At 43.9% G+C, this 20,715-nt stretch carries 16 protein-coding genes and 1 pseudogene; 9 read left to right on the forward strand and 8 right to left on the reverse strand.

Going from position 1 to position 20,715, the window contains the following annotated elements; genetic code table 11:
* Nucleotides 1–15: 15 nt before the first annotated feature.
* On the forward strand, nucleotides 16–867 hold the full coding sequence (locus NYE74_RS13505; RefSeq protein ID WP_082207718.1) for a sensor histidine kinase: 852 nt from the start codon (nucleotides 16–18) through the stop codon (nucleotides 865–867).
* Between the two features lie 122 nt (nucleotides 868–989).
* Complete coding sequence (locus NYE74_RS13510; protein ID WP_255310298.1) at nucleotides 990–1,121, forward strand: hypothetical protein; 132 nt, start codon at nucleotides 990–992, stop codon at nucleotides 1,119–1,121.
* 82 nt (nucleotides 1,122–1,203) lie between these two features.
* Here the strand turns inward: NYE74_RS13510 and NYE74_RS13515 are convergent, their stop codons facing one another.
* The 3 genes from NYE74_RS13515 to NYE74_RS13525 form a co-directional block, all read right to left on the reverse strand.
* Nucleotides 1,204–3,714: an ABC transporter permease gene (locus NYE74_RS13515; protein WP_036627814.1), complete on the reverse strand. Its 2,511-nt coding sequence runs from the start codon at nucleotides 3,712–3,714 to the stop codon at nucleotides 1,204–1,206.
* Between the two features lie 162 nt (nucleotides 3,715–3,876).
* On the reverse strand, nucleotides 3,877–4,923 hold the full coding sequence (locus NYE74_RS13520; protein ID WP_036621095.1) for a radical SAM/SPASM domain-containing protein: 1,047 nt from the start codon (nucleotides 4,921–4,923) through the stop codon (nucleotides 3,877–3,879).
* 25 nt (nucleotides 4,924–4,948) lie between these two features.
* Entirely contained in the window at nucleotides 4,949–6,181 is a 1,233-nt protein-coding gene (locus tag NYE74_RS13525; RefSeq protein ID WP_036621097.1) for a radical SAM/SPASM domain-containing protein, read from the reverse strand.
* Between the two features lie 223 nt (nucleotides 6,182–6,404).
* Here NYE74_RS13525 and NYE74_RS13530 point away from each other — a divergent pair, with 223 nt between their 5' ends.
* Nucleotides 6,405–7,364 (forward strand): ABC transporter transmembrane domain-containing protein, encoded by a 960-nt coding sequence (locus NYE74_RS13530; protein WP_036621099.1) that lies wholly within the window; start codon nucleotides 6,405–6,407, stop codon nucleotides 7,362–7,364.
* A 347-nt stretch (nucleotides 7,365–7,711) separates the two neighbouring features.
* Here NYE74_RS13530 and NYE74_RS13535 read toward each other — a convergent pair whose 3' ends face one another.
* Together NYE74_RS13535 and NYE74_RS13540 are read right to left on the reverse strand one after the other, a co-directional pair.
* Complete coding sequence (locus NYE74_RS13535; RefSeq protein WP_341004859.1) at nucleotides 7,712–10,252, reverse strand: ABC transporter permease; 2,541 nt, start codon at nucleotides 10,250–10,252, stop codon at nucleotides 7,712–7,714.
* Nucleotides 10,249–10,926 carry an ABC transporter ATP-binding protein gene (locus NYE74_RS13540; protein ID WP_036621103.1) on the reverse strand — a complete coding sequence of 226 codons (678 nt, stop codon included), beginning with the start codon at nucleotides 10,924–10,926 and terminating at the stop codon, nucleotides 10,249–10,251. Before NYE74_RS13540 ends, NYE74_RS13535 begins: the two co-directional genes overlap by 4 nt.
* A gap of 247 nt (nucleotides 10,927–11,173) precedes the next feature.
* Here NYE74_RS13540 and NYE74_RS13545 point away from each other — a divergent pair, with 247 nt between their 5' ends.
* Complete coding sequence (locus tag NYE74_RS13545; RefSeq protein WP_036621105.1) at nucleotides 11,174–11,800, forward strand: ATP-binding cassette domain-containing protein; 627 nt, start codon at nucleotides 11,174–11,176, stop codon at nucleotides 11,798–11,800.
* Nucleotides 11,801–11,841: 41 nt separating this feature from the next.
* Here NYE74_RS13545 and NYE74_RS13550 read toward each other — a convergent pair whose 3' ends face one another.
* Together NYE74_RS13550 and NYE74_RS13555 are read right to left on the reverse strand one after the other, a co-directional pair.
* On the reverse strand, nucleotides 11,842–12,780 hold the full coding sequence (locus tag NYE74_RS13550; RefSeq protein ID WP_371861046.1) for a sensor histidine kinase: 939 nt from the start codon (nucleotides 12,778–12,780) through the stop codon (nucleotides 11,842–11,844).
* Complete coding sequence (locus NYE74_RS13555; RefSeq protein WP_036621106.1) at nucleotides 12,765–13,442, reverse strand: response regulator transcription factor; 678 nt, start codon at nucleotides 13,440–13,442, stop codon at nucleotides 12,765–12,767. Before NYE74_RS13555 ends, NYE74_RS13550 begins: the two co-directional genes overlap by 16 nt.
* A gap of 358 nt (nucleotides 13,443–13,800) precedes the next feature.
* On the opposite strand from NYE74_RS13555, the gene NYE74_RS13560 reads away from it, so the two are divergent.
* Nucleotides 13,801–14,298 (forward strand): thiol reductase thioredoxin, encoded by a 498-nt coding sequence (locus tag NYE74_RS13560; protein WP_036621110.1) that lies wholly within the window; start codon nucleotides 13,801–13,803, stop codon nucleotides 14,296–14,298.
* Between the two features lie 181 nt (nucleotides 14,299–14,479).
* Here NYE74_RS13560 and NYE74_RS13565 read toward each other — a convergent pair.
* Nucleotides 14,480–14,557: pseudogene (locus NYE74_RS13565) on the reverse strand (hypothetical protein); the annotation flags it as partial.
* A gap of 235 nt (nucleotides 14,558–14,792) precedes the next feature.
* Between NYE74_RS13565 and NYE74_RS13570 the strand changes: the two are divergent.
* The 4 genes from NYE74_RS13570 (at nucleotide 14,793) to NYE74_RS13585 (ending at nucleotide 20,688) form a co-directional block, all read left to right on the forward strand.
* Nucleotides 14,793–16,199 (forward strand): PTS transporter subunit EIIC, encoded by a 1,407-nt coding sequence (locus NYE74_RS13570; RefSeq protein WP_124332496.1) that lies wholly within the window; start codon nucleotides 14,793–14,795, stop codon nucleotides 16,197–16,199.
* Nucleotides 16,200–16,302: 103 nt separating this feature from the next.
* The gene (locus NYE74_RS13575) at nucleotides 16,303–17,337 is read left to right on the forward strand and encodes a LacI family DNA-binding transcriptional regulator (RefSeq protein WP_341004860.1); all 1,035 of its coding nucleotides are present in this window, start codon (nucleotides 16,303–16,305) and stop codon (nucleotides 17,335–17,337) included.
* 13 nt (nucleotides 17,338–17,350) lie between these two features.
* Nucleotides 17,351–18,787: a 6-phospho-beta-glucosidase gene (locus tag NYE74_RS13580; RefSeq protein ID WP_036621115.1), complete on the forward strand. Its 1,437-nt coding sequence runs from the start codon at nucleotides 17,351–17,353 to the stop codon at nucleotides 18,785–18,787.
* A gap of 20 nt (nucleotides 18,788–18,807) precedes the next feature.
* A complete protein-coding gene (locus NYE74_RS13585; protein ID WP_124332495.1) occupies nucleotides 18,808–20,688 on the forward strand; it encodes an oxidoreductase in 1,881 nt (626 codons plus the stop codon).
* Nucleotides 20,689–20,715: the final 27 nt, after the last annotated feature.

Genomic DNA, 20,715 nt, shown 5'->3' on the forward strand with positions numbered 1-20,715 from the left:
GAAGGTAAGAGGTTTATGAAGAAAAAATATACATCTTCCTGCATACAAGTTTTTTTTATTTTAAACTGTTTCCTCTCTTCGATTATTTTGTGTATACATATCGCTTTGTTCTCCAATTTTCATGAAACTATTGTCCAAGTGGAGTGTTTACTTTCAATAGGGGGAATTTTATTGGTGAATTTCCTCTTATTCATTTTTGTAAAGTATTCAAATCATATTTATAAAGAATTACTGGATCAACAATCACTAAATTGCGCCACTAAATCCGCAATGCGATATTATGATTATTTAGATAAATCCCAGAACGATATCCGTAAAATCAAGCATGATATGAGAAATACATTGTTAACTTTGCAGGGGTTGTTAATAGATCGCCGACTTGATGAAGCAGAGAAAGTTACCGCAGAGATTCTCGCAGAAATAAAAAATACCGAAACACAGAAATATACACCTGACAACGTACTTAATTACTTGCTGAGTGAAAAAATAAGACTGGCTGCCGCAAAAAATATCAAAGTAAGTGTTCATTGTTTGCTGCCCGAGGCGATTTCTCTAAACAACAAGATTATATCGGTGATATTTGGTAATTTATTGGATAATGCCATTGAAGCATGCGATAAGGTTACTGAAGGTGAAAAAGAAATAAATTTGAATATAAAATATTGTCAAGCGCAGCTTTATATTGAAATATCAAACTCTTTTAATCCGAAAGTGACAGGAAGAAGATTGGCTACCAATAAATTAAATCGAAGAGAGCATGGTTTTGGTTTAAAAAGTATTAAGCAGATCGTCCAGAGGAACTCAGGAATATTGGATATAAAAACCAATGAAAACAAATTTTATGTTAGCATTCTATTACAGGTTTAAACAATCGGCTGGAAAGAGGCTTGGAACTGTCTTTTATATCAGTAGAAATGCCGTTTTTTACAGTATAAAAATGTAAGGGGAGTTTTGATGTAAAGTAAAAATAGAAAAGGAGGTGAGAGACGATGGAAAAACTCGAAACTCTTGCGGTGGAAGACTTCGATATGGAAGTACAGGCTGTTTGTGATGGTTCGTGCAAAAGGGATTGTATCGAAGGACCCAACAATTGTAGTTCTCATTTTCTTACCCAATGGTAAGTAAAGACTTGGGAAATCAATTTTACAATTGACGGCAAAAAGAAGAAGTAGGAATACTTCTTCTTTTTGCTATGGTAATTTATTATTCAATGGAACGAAGCCGTTCAACAATACTTTGTTTGCCGCTCCAAGCGTAGATAGCAATGGGAAGACAACCCCCCATTACCAGAAGAATCGGCAGCATGGCAATCTGCGGCCAGAGAATAAAATGATAATTCATAAACCACATCAAATTGCTTAACGGTTTCGCAACCAAGACGGAAAAGAGACTTCCTAATAAGACGGAACATAAACTAGTTCCCGCTACATAGTACAATCCTTCATAAACGAGCATGGTCCTTAATTGCTTCATTGTCATTCCGATACTTTGCAATATGGCGAATTCCTGCCGCCGGGTTAAAATTCCGGTAAGAATTGCGTTCGCAAAATTAAGCATACCGATCAAACCAATGATTAAGCTGAGCGTACCGCCAATCATATTAACCGTATCCTGAAGCCCCTTAAATTCATTCATAACTATAAATTTGGATCTGTAGTGCATCATAGGCTCGGTTGTTTCCGTATAATTCTTTAAAAAAGCCTCCATCGCTGTTTCCTGATCCGTGGAAATATTAAAAGCATAGCTCATTACAGCAGGCTGTTTAACAAGAGACTTGAAGATTTCCGCTGGAAGGTAAAAGCTGGCGTAACCCGCGGCGTCCGTACCCGAATTGGTACTTGTTAAGCCTACATGACCAAGAACCGTAAATTCACGACTTGTATTCATTTGATCCGAATGAAGGGTCACCTTTTGACCTATCTGATATCTGGCATATTGCATCTCCGGGTTGTTATTATCGTCCAGAGGAACTCCTTCCAAAATATAATTTCCTGAAGCGAGCTTGTTAAAATCAGATTTACCGTCAATCCATTGAAGCCGGTGAAGAGGCAGTTTTTCCAACCCATACGCGGTTACGGGCAAGTGCCCACGAGCATCGGGTTCGTATCCCTCTTCATTCTTAATATAATCAACAGAGAATATATTTGTCCCGCTGTATATACGCCCTCCTTCTTCAAAACCAGGTTGTTGCTGTACGGCTTGGACAAAGCTTTCCGATGTCTCGTTGTCGAGGCCGGTGAAATTTTCTTTAAAATAATCGGCATGCGCAATGAGAAAGTCGCTATCGATATAACTGGCCAAATATTTATCCATATCCATACTTTGGGATAACGTAAACGTTGTGTTTAAAAGCACTAGGCTCAAAGCAAGGCTGATTACGACCAGGACGGTACGCTTTTTATGGCGGCCCAGATTAGCGTAGGCCATCAGCGGCATTTTTGCACCGTTGGCCGATTTCTTTGGTTTGCCGATCCGCCTGGTAGTTCCTCGATCCACATACCTTGCAGCTTCAACCGGCGACACCGCCGCAGCCATTCTGCCGGGTTTAAAAGTGCTGATCATAACAGTCATGACAGCGAATAGAGCGGAGCCGATAAAAATCCAAGGGCTTGGAGATACTTTCACTTCGCCGCTCACGAATGAAGAGTTGCTCATCAGTAATGGGACAAACGATTTACCTACAAAATAACCGCCCAGCAGCCCGATAGGGACTCCGATTGCCGAAAGAAACAGCGCTTGTCTGCGAATAATTCGGCGGATTTGCCGGCTGCTTGTGCCGATCGTTTTTAGAAGACCGTAGAAGCGAATATCCCGCATCACCGAGATTTGAAAAATATTGTAGATGATTAAGTATCCGGTGAGCATAATAAGCAGCAGCCCGGCAGATAGCGCAACAATTGTTCCCCCGTCAAAAGAGAAATTGGTGGAGAGGTACGACCAGTTAACATTACCTTCAATATAGTTGGAAGCATTTTTATCAAGGGAAAAGCCGCTTTCATTAATCACTTGATTAAGTTTTCCTTGCAAGTCCAAGCTATTATCAAACATGAGATATGCGCTGATTACTCCGGTGGTATCACAATCCTGCTTATAGGTGCTGTGCAATTCTTCCGCATGAGCATCCACATAGGCTTTGGAAGCAAAGATTTGACCTACGTTGAACACGGGGTCGCTTTTCCACCAACCGGAAAGAATAAAGTCACGCTGCACTTCTTTGTCGTGGATCAGAAGATTAAGGGTTAAGGGGGTACCTACCTTTAATGGTACGTCGAGTAACTTTAGGGTTTCCGAATCAGCAATGACTTCATTTTCCGCTACCGGTTGGCGCCCCTCTTCAAGCTCAATAAAACCGAGTTTAAGCCCGACCTCGTCATAATACCAAAATTCCGCATGGCGCTTTAAAAGTTCTCGATTTGTTATCTTACTGCTTAACAAGCGTTCATAAGCGATTTCTTTGATAAGCGGGTGGCTTTTGACTTTGTTAAATTCATCATCGGTAAGATATTTAAGTACGGCATGACCATCGCTGCCTGCCTGCCTCATCGTAGCTTGCTGTAAGCTTTCCACTGTGCCAAGTCCCATAGTAAACAAAGTTGTAAACAATAAAGCGGTTAAGGCAATCGCAATAATCGCAATAATATTGCGGGTTTTATTCGCTTGTAAACTTTTGTCCGCTAAATAATGAACGATTTTACTGTTCTTTACTTTGATCATTGGGACGCATATTTTCATTTCGGTTCCTCCAAAAAAAAATCTTTGTACGATAATCGCTTATAGTACAAAGATTAACATAAGAATCTTTCCATGATCTTTCTGGAATCTAACAGTGTTGAAAGAACTTATATTTTAAATTAAGGAGAAAATATTCGCTGAAGTTCAATGGTTTGCTATGAAATTTTCCAATATGTAGTCATATTTTTTGACTGTAGAGTAGTGGATTTTTTGAGCTGTACACAATACAGGTGACGCCTTGTAGAAATTTTCGGTTTGAATTTTATTGATAATCTTGCAGACTTTACTCCGACAATTATTGTACATAGCGCATTTCGTGCAGTTACCTTCATCTTTTTGATTAATTTTATCCAAATAGGATAAGCGCGCTGCATCCAACCCGGTAAATACGCTGCCCATGGCGAATTCCTCATGACCTACAGCAAAAATACAAGGATAAATTTTTCCTTCACTGGAGAAATGAAAACTTGTATGACAACCGTCACAGGTACCTCTGGGCCTGAAATATTCGTTTTTGAAATTAAACAGATAATACTGGGCATCAGTAAAATTCTTTTTCACCAAATATGAAAAAATCTCATTTAAATTTCGCTGATAGATTTCCATAAGCTGTTTGTTCCAATGAAGATTGCTGTCATCCAGAGCAAATGCAACCACCGGGCAGCCTCTTTCATAAAGGTCAATAAAGTTATCGGTCAGATAAGCGACATTGTTGGGGGTGATTGTCATTCTTACCCGGTAAATGATGGACTGACTGTTTAAATAGTCAAGGGTTTGAATCACCCGTTTATAGCTGCCTTGTCCATTTTTATAGAGGCGGTTGATATCGTGGCTTTCTTGTTTTCCGTCTATACTTACGGATAATTCCACCTGATTCGCAACGTAATCAAGTATCTCATACTGCTGAATTGTTCCGTTTGTGGTCATTGAAAAAGTAACGTTTCCGGTAATTTTGGCTTTTAATTCTTCGATAAGGTAACGGACGATTGAAAAATTAAGCAATGGTTCACCGCCATGCAACCCAATGTGGATTTTATCGTTACGTTTTACCGGATTTGCGGCAAGTATTTTTTCAGTGAATTGCACGGACTTGGCTGCTGTTTCCTGATCCATCTTTTGTGGAGCTTTATTGACATAACAATAACTGCATCGTAAATTACAATCTTCTGTCACCCAATACGTAAAATTCATCTTCCAACCTCCCCTTATTTTATTTCTAATCCTTCCAGATAGCTTGCGTTAATTCCGCCTTGTGTTGTTGGCATACGGCAGCAAACAACGGCTTATTCAGCCGCAGGTAATAAATATTGCTGATGCAATGGTGGCAAAATAAGTTGACATCGCAGCTCTTGCAAGGTTCGAGATTCCAAGGTCTTGCCCGATCGACGGGAGAAAAGTCAACTTGTGAGTTTCCGATAGTTAATAATTCCAGTAAATCATTATTAAAGATATTGCCTAATATAAAATGATCCGACTCCATCAATCCGCCGCACGGATAAATATTTCCATTTGCGCCAATAAACAACTCCCTTTTACCGGGAGAACATAACCTACAGTTTAAGTCTTTAGGGACATTTTTTGCTGCAAGGGGCTGAGAAGGGAAAAGCTCCTCACTATTTACCCCCGCTCTGCCTTCCGATGTTAAAGTGCGAACAATTGGCTCCACCTCTAGTTGCTCACATAAATGAAGGAAGCGCTCTCTACCTCCATCATAAGTATAATTTGTTATGGTCATGGATAAAGAAATTTTCTTGAACCCTAGACTTTTTAACAGATGGATATTTCGGATAACTCTGCCAAATATGCCTCTGCCTCTGATCTTGGCACAGGTCTCTTCATCATATCCGTCGACACTAAAAGAGATATGATCGATATATTTCAATAGCTGTCCGGCATTTTTTTCGTTTATAAATAGACCGTTTGTGGCTAATAAAACCGCCCCGTCGTACTTGGCTCTTAGATAAGCCAGTACCTCCATGAAGTCAACGCGCATCATTGGTTCTCCACCCGTTAAATTGACGGCTTCAGGCCGGAGTTTGACGATCCGGTCAATAGTTTCCTTAATCTTGTCTGTTGTTAGTGCATCGGTGAAACGGATATCGGCGGAAGCGCTGCAGTGCTTGCATTTCAGATTGCATTTATTGGTCAAGGCCAGGTAAACGACATCCAGGCGTTCCCGATAGATATCTGCTAATTGATCTTCCGTTAGAATGCATTCGATATTCACCAGGGCATCAAACAGTTTCTTTAAATTCTGAACAACTTCAGAGTGAGGCGCATCTTCCGTTAAATTTAACAACTGTCCGGTTTCTTCGGAATCGATCAGTTCTTTTAGTACGTGATAATAGGATTTGGAGGTCCTCAGAAAGTTGCCTGTTTTCGTATTGGCGATAATGGCCTGTTGATCGTGGAATAACTCATGCAAGTAAGGATTAAATACATATTTCATACAGACTCTCCTCTCATGCAATCATTCGCTACATTAAATAAATCATTATTTTTTGACAATATGGTTCAGATGTCATAATCCGATGTTTTGCTGACAAAATAAACTGCAGTTGATGTATTTTGTGACAGAAAAAAGGTGATTGATGGCATTAACTAAGGGGAATGCCTCTTAGAGTTGTAATATAGAGTAGCGCATTGTTGATTGCACGGGGGGGGGAAACTTTATGTTCGGGAAGTATAAGTGGATTGCCGCCGGAGTCGGCCATCTCCATCTTTTTGTTCTCCTGCTATTAATGCTTCAGGCTGCGGATGCCGTAGTCAGCACGTTGATTCCGCAATACATCAGCAAAATTATAGACGCCGGGTTGGAGTTGCGAGACATTTCCTTGATCTTTAAGTTTATGATGATCTCCATAGGATTGTATGTTCTGTCTCACTGCTTCAGCCTGTTTTCCGAGTTTATTTTTACCGCATTAGCGAAACGAATATCATTTAATCTGAAACAAAAATTGCTGGCCAAGCTCTTTCGTTTACCCGGAGAGACGATAAATGCACATAATGATAAGCTGCTATCCTTGTTTACAAACGATGTAGGAATTATTGAAAGATGGCTGTCCAACGGCATTCCGATTTTTATATCCAACCTGCTGTTTCTTATAGTGATTACAATAGTTCTGCTAGTTTACAATTCTAAATTATTTATTATCATCCTTTTGGTTATGTTGCTGTCGTTCATCAGCCAGACGTATTTTAACAAAAAAATCACGGAAAAAAGCAAAATCGTGTTGGAAGCCTATGATGACTCTTTCTATTACATAAGAGGGACGCTTCATTCCATACTGTATTCTATCGGACTGGGATTGAAAGACTATGTTTTAAGCAACTATATGCCGTTAGAGGAGAAGGCGCTTGAAGCAAACCGAAAAAGGGGAAACACGCTTAAAATAGCCGCTATCGTTCCTTCAATTATCATTTTGGTCGGGAATGTTTTTCTTTTGGGCGTCGGAGCGTTATTGGTTATGCACGATCAAATAACCGTAGGAATATTAACGGTGTTTGTATATTACTCAAATCAAATAATAGGACCGATTAAAGCGGTGACTAACTACGTTGCCGGCTGGAAACAGGCCAAAGTATCCATCGACAGAGTCGAGTTAATTATGAACGCCGAAGAGGTGGATTAACCATATATTTAGAATTCGGACATAAAAGCTAACTATGCATCTGAGTATTACTATTTATTGATACTAAGACTTATTCTTATGCTTATTGTTTTCTTGACAAAAAAGAGCCGCAATCATTTCGCCCGGTAGGAAAACAATCATGATTACAATCATTTGGATCGCAATAACTTTGAATGGACATGTCAAATTGTTCCGCTTCCAACAGTTCTAATTTTTCCATTTTACACGCTCCCTTTATCAATGAATATAATCAGATGCACAGTTAACTTAGATACAGCATAAAACCAAAATCTAATAAAAATATCTAAGTGTAATAAAAAGCGATTGTTCTGTAATAGCTTACTAACTTATTCTGCCAGCCTAAGCTGCTCCACAATACTTCGTTTGCTGTTCGAAGAATAGACCGCTAATGGAATGAGGGTACCGAGAGCAAACAATATAGGCAATACAGCTAGTACAGGCCAAATAACAAAATGGTAGCTACAATACCAAATGGTATTACTCAAAGGTCTTACAATGAAGACTGAAGATATGATAGCTAGCAGGGTAGAGAGCAAACTAGTGCCCAACGCATAATAAAATCCTTCAAAAGCCAGCATGCTGCGTAATTGCCGTTTGGTCATACCGATACTTTGCAACATGGCCAGCTCTTGCTGCCGGGTGATAATGCTGGTTAGAATTGCATTTACAAAATTTAGGACACCGATCAGACCAATGATTAGGCTAAGCGTGCCGCCAATCATCTTCACCGTTGTTTGCATTCCCGATACTTCATTTAACACGGTAAATTTGGACCGGTAATCCATGAACGGTTCTGTTGTCTTGGTGTAACTTTTCAAAAAGTGTTCCATGCCGGCTTCTTCATTGGAGGATACATTAAAAGCATAACTCATCACCGTGCGTTGCCGCGTCAATGACTTATAGATGTCCGCAGGGAGATAAAAGTTATAACTCATTGCTCTGCTATCAGAATTAGAGTACTCCTTCATAGCCACATGACCGAGTACCGTAAAATGAAAGGTTTTATATCGGTCCATCGTAGCTTCCTCGTTCCCCATAAACTTATGAAGCGTAACTTTCTCGCCCACTTTGTATTTCGTTCGTTCCCAATATGGTTCGCCGTAATCGTTGAGATCGACGCCCTCCAAAATATATCTGCCTGAAGCTAACTTGCCAGAATCGAGCTCACCGTCCATGATTTGAAGATAGCCCATGCACAACTCTTCAAGTCCGAATACTTGGGCAATGTAATTGCCGTAGGCATCAACTCCATCGTTCACATCTCCAGCAGGCTTTGATTTGTCAACCGTAAATACATTTCGGTCTCCGTATAATCGGCAACCTTCTTCAAAACCCGGCTGATCTTGAACCGCTTGAATAAAGCTTTCGGAAGTTCCGTTTTCATGTCCGACAAACTCCTGTTTGAACAAATCCGCATGTCCGATAAGAAAGTCCGTATCGCCAAACTGGGATGACAAATATTTGTTTGTATCTATACTTTGCGAGAGGTCAAACGCGGTGTTCAGGAGTACGGGACTTAAGGATAAACTGATCGCGACCATAAGTGTACGTTTTCTACTGCGCCCCAGATTAGCCCGGGCCATGCTGCGCATGCTTACGCCGCGTGTGGATTTCAACGGCATGGTCTTGTTCCCGGGAATTCGGTCTACATATTTCGTCGCCGCGACCGGCGACACGCTTGAGGCTGCTTTGCCCGGCTTGCTGGTACTTATAAACACCGTGATAAGTGTAAACAGCGCGGCCAATATAAAAATCCACGGACTCGGGGATACCGATGCTTCCGCGCCGGCTAAGTTCGTGTTGTTTATAATCAGAGGAACAAGCGACTTTCCCACTATGTAGCCTATGATTAAGCCGAGGGGGATGCCGATGACCGACAGGAGCATGGCTTGTCGGTGAATAATCTGGCGGATCTGTCTGCCGCTGGTGCCGATCATCTTCAGGAGGCCGTAAAAACGAATATCTCGTATTACCGAAATTTGAAAAATATTATAAATAATCAAATACCCGGTAAACATGATCAGCAGCAGCATTAAAATAAGCGCAACTATGATTCCAGGGTCCATATTACCGAAATTGGCTGCAAGGTACGCCCAATTTACATTACTCTCGACATAGTTTGCTGCCTCTTCATCAAGAGAATATCCGCTCTCAATGATCACTTTATCGAGTTTGCCGCGCAAATCAAGACTATTGTTGAACATGATAGTAGGGTGAATAGTCCCTGTATAAAACTTGTCTTTCTTATATGTGTTCTGCAGTTCAGCGTGATGCGCATCCAAATAAGCTCTGGAAGCGTAGATTTGTCCCGCATTAAACATCGGGTCGCTCTTCCACCAGCCGGAAAGGTTAAACCTGCGTTCAACCTGTTTGCCGCGAATGTCAAGCTGCAGGGTTAAAGGCTCGCCAACCTTTAAGGGAATCCCCAGCAACTGCAATGTTTGGGTATCGGCGATTACTTCATTTTCGGCTACAGGCTTACGGCCGCCAGCCAGCTTAATGAATCCGAGCTTTAGCGCTGCATCATCGTAATACCAAAACTCTGTTTGTCGTTTTAAAAATTCATTGTTTAAAACACCGTCGCTCAAAATTCGTCTATAGGCGATTTCTTTGATCAAAGGATGTTCCTTAATCTTCGTGAATACCTCATCATCAATATGTTTGAGGACAGCATGACCGCCGCCAGCCTGCCGCAGCGTAGTCTGCTGTATGCTGTCCACGGTGCCTAAGCCCATGGTGTACAGCACCGTAAATAACAATGAAGTGAGAGCTATCGCTAAAATGGCGATGAGATTTCTCGTTTTATTGGTTTTATAACTTTTATCCGCCAGCTTACGGATGACTTTTTTATTCTTTACTTTGATCATCCGACCGCACCGCCGATTAATTTACCGTCCTCAATGCGAATGATGCGGTCCGCCATTTGGGCGATTTCTTCGTTGTGGGTAATCATCACGATTGTTTGGCGGAACTGTTGACTGGACACCTTAATAAGACCCATGACATCCATGCTGGTCTTGCTGTCCAGATTTCCGGTCGGCTCGTCGGCCAAAATAATCGCCGGTTTCGCTGCCAGAGCTCTGGCAATGGCTACGCGCTGTTGCTGTCCGCCGGAGAGATTGTTCGGCAAATTGTTTAGTTTATTCTCAAGTCCCAGCGTATTTACAATTTTGTCCACATAGTTTTTGTCCGCTTGTTTCCCATCCAATTCAATCGGGAGCACAATATTTTCATACACGTTTAAGACAGGCACCAGATTATAATTTTGGAAGACGAACCCGATTTTTCGGCGGCGGAAAATGGTCAATTCTTCATCTTTAAGCGAAAAGATGTCCTTGCCGTCGACCGTGACGCTTCCGCTTGTCGGCCGGTCCAGACCACCGAGCATATGCAGCAGGGTGGACTTGCCGCTGCCGGATGTGCCGACGATGGCGACAAATTCCCCATGTTCCACCTCGAGGGTCACCCCGTCCAAAGCATGAACGGCAGTCTCACCGCTGCCATAAAATTTCTTCAGGTTATTGGCTTCTAATATCTTCATCGGATCTCCTCCAAAACAAATAATGTCTGTTAATGTCTGTGCTTGCAAGCATTTCTACAACACAGACATTACCATACTGATCTTTCCACAATCTTTCAGAATTCTAACAGTCTTGAAAGAACTTCAATGATTAAAAATAGCTGAAATGTATTTTATGACAAATAAATGGTACCTGGTGTCATGAACAAGGAGATAGGCTATGAAAGCTGTAAAATAAACAATACTTTTATTTCGAGGTGAGTCAACGATGCATTTAGAATTCAGAAATGTAAGCTACAGCTATAACGGAATAGAAGATGTTCTATCGAGCATTAGCTTCTCTATCGATAGCCATGAGATTTTTTGTTTATCCGGACGCAATGGAGCCGGAAAAAGTACGCTGCTGAAATTATTAACGAAGATCAATTGCAATTATACGGGCGATATCTTTCTTGACGGGATAGAACTAAGGGAATGGAAACGGGAGGAGGTGAACGGTAAAATAGGCATTTGTTTTCAGGAATCTGTAATGTATATGGATACTATTATGAATAACATAACTTTAGGAAAACAGGGAATCCCTATCGAGCGATTGGATGCTTATATTAAGTTATTGGATACCAAGAAATTTATCCAGGATGGCGGAAACGCCCAAATCATCGGAAAAAATTTTTCCCTGTCCGGCGGACAACAGCAGATTGTTGCGATTTTACGGACCATTTTTGGCAATAAAGAGGTTTTAATTTTTGACGAGCCGACTGCAAATTTGGATCGCATTGTCAAACAAAATTTTATGGCTATATTAGAAGAGCTTAAGTTGGACCATACCATATTATTAATTACGCACGATAGGGAATTGGAGAGTCATTTCAATAAAATAATATTGAATGCTTAAATTACGGTATTTCCTCAAAACAAAAAGTCTAATGCAGATTCTTATTGTGGAAATTTGTCGATAGGGAGAAATATCGAAAAGGTAGAACCGCTCCCAAAATCGGACTTTACCCGAATATATCCTCCTTCGGCGGTTAAAATCTCTCTGGTTAAAAACAATCCAATGCCGACGCCTTCCTGCATCTGTACGGCTGGGGAGCGATAGAAACGTTTGAATATTTTCGTTTGTTCCTCTTCCGCAATTCCGATTCCGGTGTCGGTAATATCGATCCGGCAGAATAACTCATATTCACTAACCCGAACGACGATACTTCCACCCTTATCCGTGTATTTTACAGCATTATCGACAACGTTATAGACGGCCTCCGCGGTCCATTTCAAGTCAAAGCGGGCGTGGATGGCCGTATCTGGTATAGCGAGCGAAATTCCTTTAGCTTCAGCCTTTGGAAAGACCTGATGCCTTACGTAATCCAGCAGCTTTTGAACCGTTTCCCGGCGGGGAGAGACACTAATAATGCCCGTCTCAAGCTGAGATGTCTTGACTAATACATCAGTAAGGAAATGAAGCTTTTCGGCCTGGGAATTCAAGGCTTTAACGCATATGGAAACATCCTGAGGCAAATCGTATTCGCCAAGCAGTTGGGAGTAAAGCAGAATGTTGGCGACAGGTGTTTTTGTCTGATGCGCAATATCGGAAATCAGCTTGTTTATTTTATTCTTTTCCGCCAGCAACTTTTGGGACGATACAGAATAAATGGACAGAAATTGGGCGCACTTGGCTTCCACTGAAGACAACAAAGACTCGTCGAAGACGTGCTCCGAAAAACTGCCGTCAATAGCAGCCGTGATCATATTATCAATTGTTTTTAACGTATTTCTGACATATTTCCGGTATAAAAAGACGGTAATTGCAGCGCCGATTACGGCGGAAGCGGCTACACCCAAGCATAGATAATTAAAAATCATCATTTCTGCGCCCATGTATAACCAAGCCCGTAGACCGTTTTAATGTATCGCGGCGCGGAAGGGTTGTCTTCAAGCTTGTCACGCAATCTTTTTATTGTTACAGATAGGGCGTTTTCCCCCACATATTCAGCTCCGTCGGTCCAGATGCTGTCCACTAAGTGCTCGCGGGAAACCGTCATCCCTTTATGTTCAACCAAGATACGCAGCAGTTTTTGTTCGGTTTTGCTAAGCTCAACAGGACTTCCTTTCTTTAAGAATTCCATTTTATGAAAAGAAAAGCGGAAATCGTCGTGTTGAAAGCAGTCCAGGGGCTGGTTTCCGGATTTTTTTAATTGCACCGCCACGCGCGCCCTCAATACCATCAGGCTGAAGGGTTTGGTAATATAATCGTCGGCGCCCAGTTCCAACCCGGTTACAATATCCGTTTCCAAATTATGAATCGTAAGGACGATAACCGGCATGGCTGTTGTTTTGCGTATATCCTTCAACAGTTCAAGTCCGTTTCCGTCCGGCAAATTAATATCCAGGATCATTAAATCAAATCCGGCGGTTTTTAATTGATCTCTGGCGCCGGCGAGACTATGGGCTTGCACGAAAGTAGTGTCAGGGTCTTTTAAGGCCAGTGTAATTCCATTGCTTAAGGAGATGTCGTCTTCGACAATCAGGATACGGTTCATCGTTTTCCTCCTCATTTCCGTATTGCTTTATCTTTATTTTACTGCTTTTTTCCATGGTTTGCTCGTCATCAACTTTTATAGAAAGTATGTTAAATATAGCAAAAATACAGCTAAATGTTACATTTCTGCGGTTTTATAGTCCAACTATCGTAATGTATAAATCAAGTACTTACCACTGAGTAAAGGAGAGGATTAAAGTGGAAGAATTAAAATGGCTGCAAGCGGAGGAATTCGACATGTCCGTTCAAATCTGCGACCCTGATGATTGTCAGCATGACTGCAGTCCTAATGGACCGGATCAATGCGGCGCTTTCTGGACAGGACTTTTGTGAACTCTAACGGAAATGGAGGTTTGTGTATGCGAAGTAGAAAAATCCGTTTTTTATGGAGCATAACTTTAACCTGTATCATGTGCCTATTTGTTGCAGGTAGCACTTATGCCTCATCAAATATGACCCAAGCGCATTTTGGCAAATATGAGAACGGGGTTACTGTAGAGGAATACGAAAACAATGTAAAACATTTGCCTAAGCTTAATGCGGACGAAACCATCGCTAAATTCAATTCCGGTGAAGGATTTTATATTTATATAGGCAGACCGAGTTGCTATTATTGCCGGGAGTTTTCGCCTGTTTTAAAAGATTTTTCTTTACTTATTTCACAACCAATCTACTACTATAATTTAGATGGCGGTGATTGGGGACCTGAGATCGGCCAATTTCTGGTCGACCATATTGATTTCCAGGGTACGCCAACATTGGCATATATCAAAGAAGGGAAGGCCGTTGTCAAGCAAGTAGGTTCGGGACCCAATGTGGATGAATTGCTCACGCTTTTTGCGAACTGCCCGCAATAAGAGGAAGTCCTTGAACTTCAGCGGAACAGCAACGGCTTGAACATTGGCGGTGCGTTGGCGATGTTATAGATCCCATACGTAAATCCAAGTTGACAGGGGCCTCTCGAATCAGGATGGCTCCTTTTCTAATTGCCCCAAATACATCGTCGGGGCCGCGGATCGCTTGCGACCATATCCCATATCCGGCGATAATGTATTCCGAAGTTCCGACCAAAAAGCTGACAATGGCCAGCACATAAATTTTCCATGAATTCCTCATGTGGTTCCTCTCCTTATTTATTTCATTTTTACACTTCTAGAACTATAGAAATCATGATTAAAAAAAATTACGACAATAAATAAGGGGCGTATTTCTCCTCCATTTCCTTGCGTTTCTTAAAGTAAAGGGGATTGTTCCCGGGATGATCAATTATTTCAATTTTTTTTGAATGTTTTCTGTAACGTTTCAGTAAGCGGATTTGAGCACATGAGAAAAAGTTACCGGGGTGACGCGAATGAGTAATAAAGAGGCCGCAACAAGCATTATCAAACTGGTGGGGGGAAAGAGCAATATTTCCAGCCTGGTTCATTGCGCCACAAGGCTGCGCTTTGAATTGCATGACACCTCCTTGGCCGAGCGGGACGCGCTTAAGGCGCTGCCGGCAGTGCTCGGAGTAGTGGATTCGCAAGGGCAAACGATGGTAATTATCGGCCCGCTCGTTAATGAAATGTACAGCGAGATTATGCGGCAACTGGAGAACGCTCCGGACGGGCAAACGCCGGATAGCGGTCCCGCCAAGCCTGGGGATAACGCCGTTGCTGGCGCCAAGGCCCCTAAAAAATCGTGGTTCGATAAGCTGCTCGCTACGATTTCGGCGATTTTTACACCGTACATTCCCATTCTGGCGACCTCCGGGATTATTAAAGGTCTGATCGATATTTTGGCGCAATCCGGGATTCTCCCTAACACAAGCAATACGTATTTGATTCTGGCCGGTGCGGGCAATGCCTTGATTTATTTCTTTCCGATCCTGCTGGCGTTTACGGCCGCGCAAAAGTTCGGGGCCAGCCCTTATATCGGCGCGGTGATCGGCGCCGCTTTGATGGAACCGAACATCACGGGGATTACGACAACGGGCAATGTGATCGACTTTTTGGGAATTCATTTTACCGCGATGAATTTTTCCAGCACCGTCATCCCGATCATTTTGGCGATTTGGGCTTACTCGTATCTGGACAAGCTGCTCAAAAGATTTTTGCCCAAAGCGCTGCAGTTCATCTTTGTGCCGTTTTTATCCTTGCTGATCATGGTTCCTTTAACTTTGATGGTGTTCGGACCGGTTGGCGGATTTTTGGCTAATCTTGTCGCTGACGGATACGAGTTTTTCCTTAATTCCAACGTCATTATCTTTAATGCGATATTCGGGGCTTTGTTCATCTACGTGATTATGCTGGGCATTCACTGGGTCGTCCTGCCGCTGCAATTATCGTACCTGGCGGAACATGGTATGGAATACAGCCTCGGATCTGGAGGAATGGGCAACTATGCGGTGTTAGGGGTCTGCCTTGCTGTCATGATAATTTCCAAAAACAAGGAAGATAGAGCGATGGCCAGTTCCTCCGCTTTCGTTAATTTCCTGTCGGGCGTTACCGAGCCAGGGATTTACGGGGTGGTAATGAAGAACAAAAAATATTTCATTTCCCTGACACTGGGCGGTTTGGCCGGGGGCATTGTCTGCGGCGTGACCAAAACCTACATTACGAACTTTGCCTTTAGCGGTTTACTGGGGCTGCCGGCATTCCTGTCGTCCCCGACCGCGGTGACTTATTTTATCGCGGTGGGCGTTTCGCTGAGCGTATCTTTTTTTACGACGATTCTGTTGAGCAAGCAAAATATCAACTTCAAGAAGCCGAAGGCATAACCGCGGGGCGCCAACAGATAGCCGAAGCCGAAAATCGCGCAGATGCTCGAATCTACTCTATAATAAAATAAAAACGGAAGAATAGGCGCGAGGTGCAAATAAAATGGCTACGATCAAGGATATTGCAAAACTGCTGGATATTTCGGTTTCGGCCGTCTCCATGGCTTTAAACGACAGTCCCGAAATTGCCGACAAAACCAAGAAAAAGGTCAGGGAAGCGGCAAAACAGCTGAACTATGTCAGAAACGGTTCGGCGATAGATTTACAACGCAAGAAAACAAATGTGGTTCTGCTCATTGCTGATAATCCAACCCGTCCGTACTTTACAGATTCCTTGGAAGCCGTACAAAATGAGCTGAAGGTGAAAAATATCGATTTGGTCATTATAACGGCAAATGACAAGCATAAAGGCACGGCGGAGCGATTTATTTCCGAGAATAGGGCGGATGCCGCCATCTGTATGTCCAAGTTTATTTCCGACGAATTTGTCAATGCGTATGCCAATAAAAGTATGCCCATTTTTGTCATGGGCAGAACGCCGGAATTCATTGTAAACGAGCATGTGGTCAATGTCGTCCTGGATTATGATCGTACCGGTGAGGATATCGTGGAATATCTGATTGCGAAGGGACACCGCAAAATCGCTTTTGTCAGAGGAAGCAAAACCTCAATCGGGACGAATTACCGTTATAAAGGGTACTTGCGAACTTTAAAAAGATACAAACTGGCGTTCGATAAGGAACTCACTTTTGAAGCGCGCGGCAGTGATTACGACCACGGATACGGCGTTACGGAAAAAATGATAGGCAAGATTGCTTCCGGGCAAATCGACGCGATTTTTTACGCCACCGACGATCTGGCGGTCGGCGGCTTGCGAAAGCTGCTGGAAAACGGGATTTCCGTTCCGGAGGATGTGTCGATCGTAGGGTATAACAATTATCCGATTTCCAAAATCGTTACTCCCCAGATCACAACGGTTGACCTTCATCAAAAGAAGGTGATGAGGAGGGTCGCCAAATCTCTGATTGCCATGATGGACGGGAGCAAGACGAGAGCGGATGTGGTGAAGAAGCTGCAACAAGACGCCATTTTCCAATCGGAAATTATCGAAAGAGGTTCCGTTAAAAATAGAGAGTAAGGAGAGAAACCGTATGTCAACTCGAAAGCTGCTGGACGACTTCTTGTGGGGAGGAGCCGTATCGGCCAATCAATGCGAAGGAGCCTGGAACATCGGAGGAAAAGGAATAAGCACCGCCGATGTCGCCGCTGCCGGCAAGCATGGCCAAAGCCGGTTGTATACCGAAGGCATCCTGGAAAATACTTACTATCCAAATCATCAGGCGATTGATTTCTATCACCGCTATCAGGAAGATATCGCCTTGTTCGCCGAGATGGGGTTTAAATGCTTCAGAACGAGCATTCACTGGACGAGAATCTTCCCTAAAGGCGATGAAACGGAGCCGAATGAGGAAGGGTTGGCTTTTTATGACCGGGTGTTTGACGAGTGCCTTAAATACGGAATCGAACCGGTCGTCACGATTTCCCATTATGAGACCCCGCTGTACTTGGTCAAGGAATACGGTTCCTGGACGAACCGGAAGATGATCGATTTTTACGTCAAGCTATGTGATACCTTGTTCCGGAGATACCGCACGAAAGTAAAATATTGGATGACTTTTAATGAAATCAATGTCATTACTTTGAATCCGCTGATTGCCGCGGGCATCCGCATCGAGCAATACGACCGCCCGGAGCAAGCGGTGTATCAAGCGGCGCATTACCAATTGGTGGCCAGCGCCAAAGCCGTGGAATTGGGCCACCGGATCAATCCGGATTTCAAAATCGGTATGATGATGCTGTACCCGCTGTCCTATGCGGAAACCTGTTCCCCGGAAGACAACCTGGAAAATATGCATAATATGGATCTTCATTATTACTTCTCTGATGTCCAAGTAAGAGGATACTATTCTCCCAAAGCCTATAAATTTCTGGAACGGCGGCAAATCTCGCTTGATATCACACCGGAGGATAAACGGGATTTGCTGGCCGGAAACGTTGATTATATTGGCATTAGTTATTATATGTCCCTCGTTACCAGTGCCAAGCCCGAGCGGAAAATTCAAGTAAAAGGTAATATGCTGGACGGTATTGCCAACCCTTATCTGGAGAAAAGCGCCTGGGATTGGCAGATTGACGGCTTAGGCTTGCGGATCGCTTTAAATAACTTGTACGACCGGTATCAGTTGCCGATTTTTGTGGTGGAAAACGGCCTTGGCGCTGTGGACGACAAGCAGGAAGGCGAAATGATCAGGGACGATTACCGGATCGATTATTTGAAAACACATATCGCTCATATGAAAGACGCGGTTTTGCTTGACGGAGTGGACGTGATGGGTTATACCGTCTGGGGCTGCATCGACCTCGTCAGCGCCTCCACCGGCGAAATGAAAAAACGCTATGGCCTGATTTACGTGGACCGGGATGATCAAGGTAACGGAACTTTGAACCGCGAGCGCAAGAAGTCTTTTTACTGGTACAAAAATGTCATTCTGTCGAACGGCGAGATGTTGGATGAATCCAGAGAATAGCAGACAGAGGAGTGGTATGGATGAAATTTCCCAATCTATTCAAGCCGATCCGCATTAAAAATGTAGTGTTCCACAACCGGATTATCGCCACCCCTGCGGGTCCTTACCATGATAAAGCGATCGGCGGCGCCGGCGTGATTATTACCGGCAGTGTCAATGTCAGCCGCAAAAGAGCGAGTTATTCCCGGCCGGACGAGCCTTACGCGTTCGACAAATATCAGTTGGAAGCGACGCGAAACCGCGTCATAGTTGCTCATCAGGCCGGAGCAAAAGCATCCCTCGAGCTGCTCCATTCGGGTCAATACGCGCGTGTAGACGATTACGCGATCGGACCGGTTGATCTCGTGAGAGAGAATGGCACCATTGTTAAAGCGATGGACGAGCAAATGATGGACGAGGTGGCCAACGACTGGGCGGAAACCGCGAAAAGGGCCAAGGAAATCGGCTTTGATCTGGTGATGCTGCATTTTGCCCACGGCTGGCTGCCCTCTCAATTTCTCTCCCCGCTGTTCAATAAACGGACGGACGAATATGGCGGTTCTTTTGAAAACCGGATCAAATTTCCGAAGATGATCATCGACCGGGTGCGTGAGGCGGTCGGCCCGGATTTTGTCGTGGACATGCGGATTGGCGCCTCCGAAATCGTCGCCGGTTCGATTGAATTTAAGGATGTGCTGGAATTTATTAAAATCGTCGAAGACAAACTCGATATGGTGCATATTTCGGCGGGACTCGACATCAATCATGAAGGCAACGTACACGCGGTTCCGACGATTTTTAAAGAACATATGCCCAACGTGGAATGGGCCGCTGAAGTGAAGCGGAACGTTAAGATCCCCGTGGCCGTTGTCGGCGCGATTATGAGCCCGGCCGAAGCGGAATCGATTATCGCCGAGGGCAAGGCCGATTTCGTGGCGCTGGGACGTCCGCTGATCGCCGATCCGTTCTGGCGGCAAAAAGCCAAGGAAGGCCGGGATGAGGATATCGTTCCTTGCCTGCGCTGCCAATACTGTTACCATATTTCCACGGAGCGGAAAAATGTCGGTTGTTCGGTCAATCCACGCTATACCCGTTACGACCTGGTGCCTTTGGAACTGCCGAAAGCGAAACAGCGCAAGAAGGTCGTCATTATCGGCGGCGGACCCGCAGGCATGAAAGCCGCTTTGGTGGCGGACGAGCGGGGACATGAGGTTATTTTGCTGGAGAAGCAGGACTCGCTTGGCGGGGCGCTGCGTTATGCCGAGTATGAGGAACTGAAAATCGATTTGTACAATTACATGAAATATCTGATCACCCAGATCAATAAATCCGGCGTTAAGGTGCAATTGGGCATGGAGGCTACACCGGAACGGATTAAAGAGCTGTCCCCGGACGCGATCATTATCGCCGTTGGCTCAGCTCCATTTACACCTCCGATTAAAGGGGTGAACCAGAGCCATGTGCTCGGAGCGCTGGACGTTTACACGCGAATGGATGAAGTGGGGCAGGAGGTCGTGCTGATCGGCGGCGGTTCGACAGGCTGCGAGCTCGGCATCGAGCTGGCGCGGCACGGTAAAAATGTGACGATTATGGAAGCGGGAGACATGCTGGCGAAAAACGGCAATCTCCTTTACCGCGTCGGGTTAAGACAAGCGATGGAAAAACAAACAACGCTGCAAGTCAAAATGAATGTCCGAATCGGGGAGATCGCCCCGGATGGCGTGATTTACGAGGAGAACGGCGAGCGCAAACTTCACAAGGCCCAGACCGTTATTCTCTCGACGGGGATGCGGACCAATCCGCAGCTCATCGACTCCTTCTACAACATCGTCCCGGACACCTTTATTATCGGCGACGCCAACAAACCGAGAAACGTAATGGATGCGACGAGAGAAGGTTATTTTATCGCCAAAAATCTGTAAAGAGGTATACAGCAGACAGAGGAGTGG

This window comes from Paenibacillus sp. FSL P4-0127 (genome assembly GCF_038007325.1).
GTDB lineage: Bacteria > Bacillota > Bacilli > Paenibacillales > Paenibacillaceae > Fontibacillus > Fontibacillus macerans.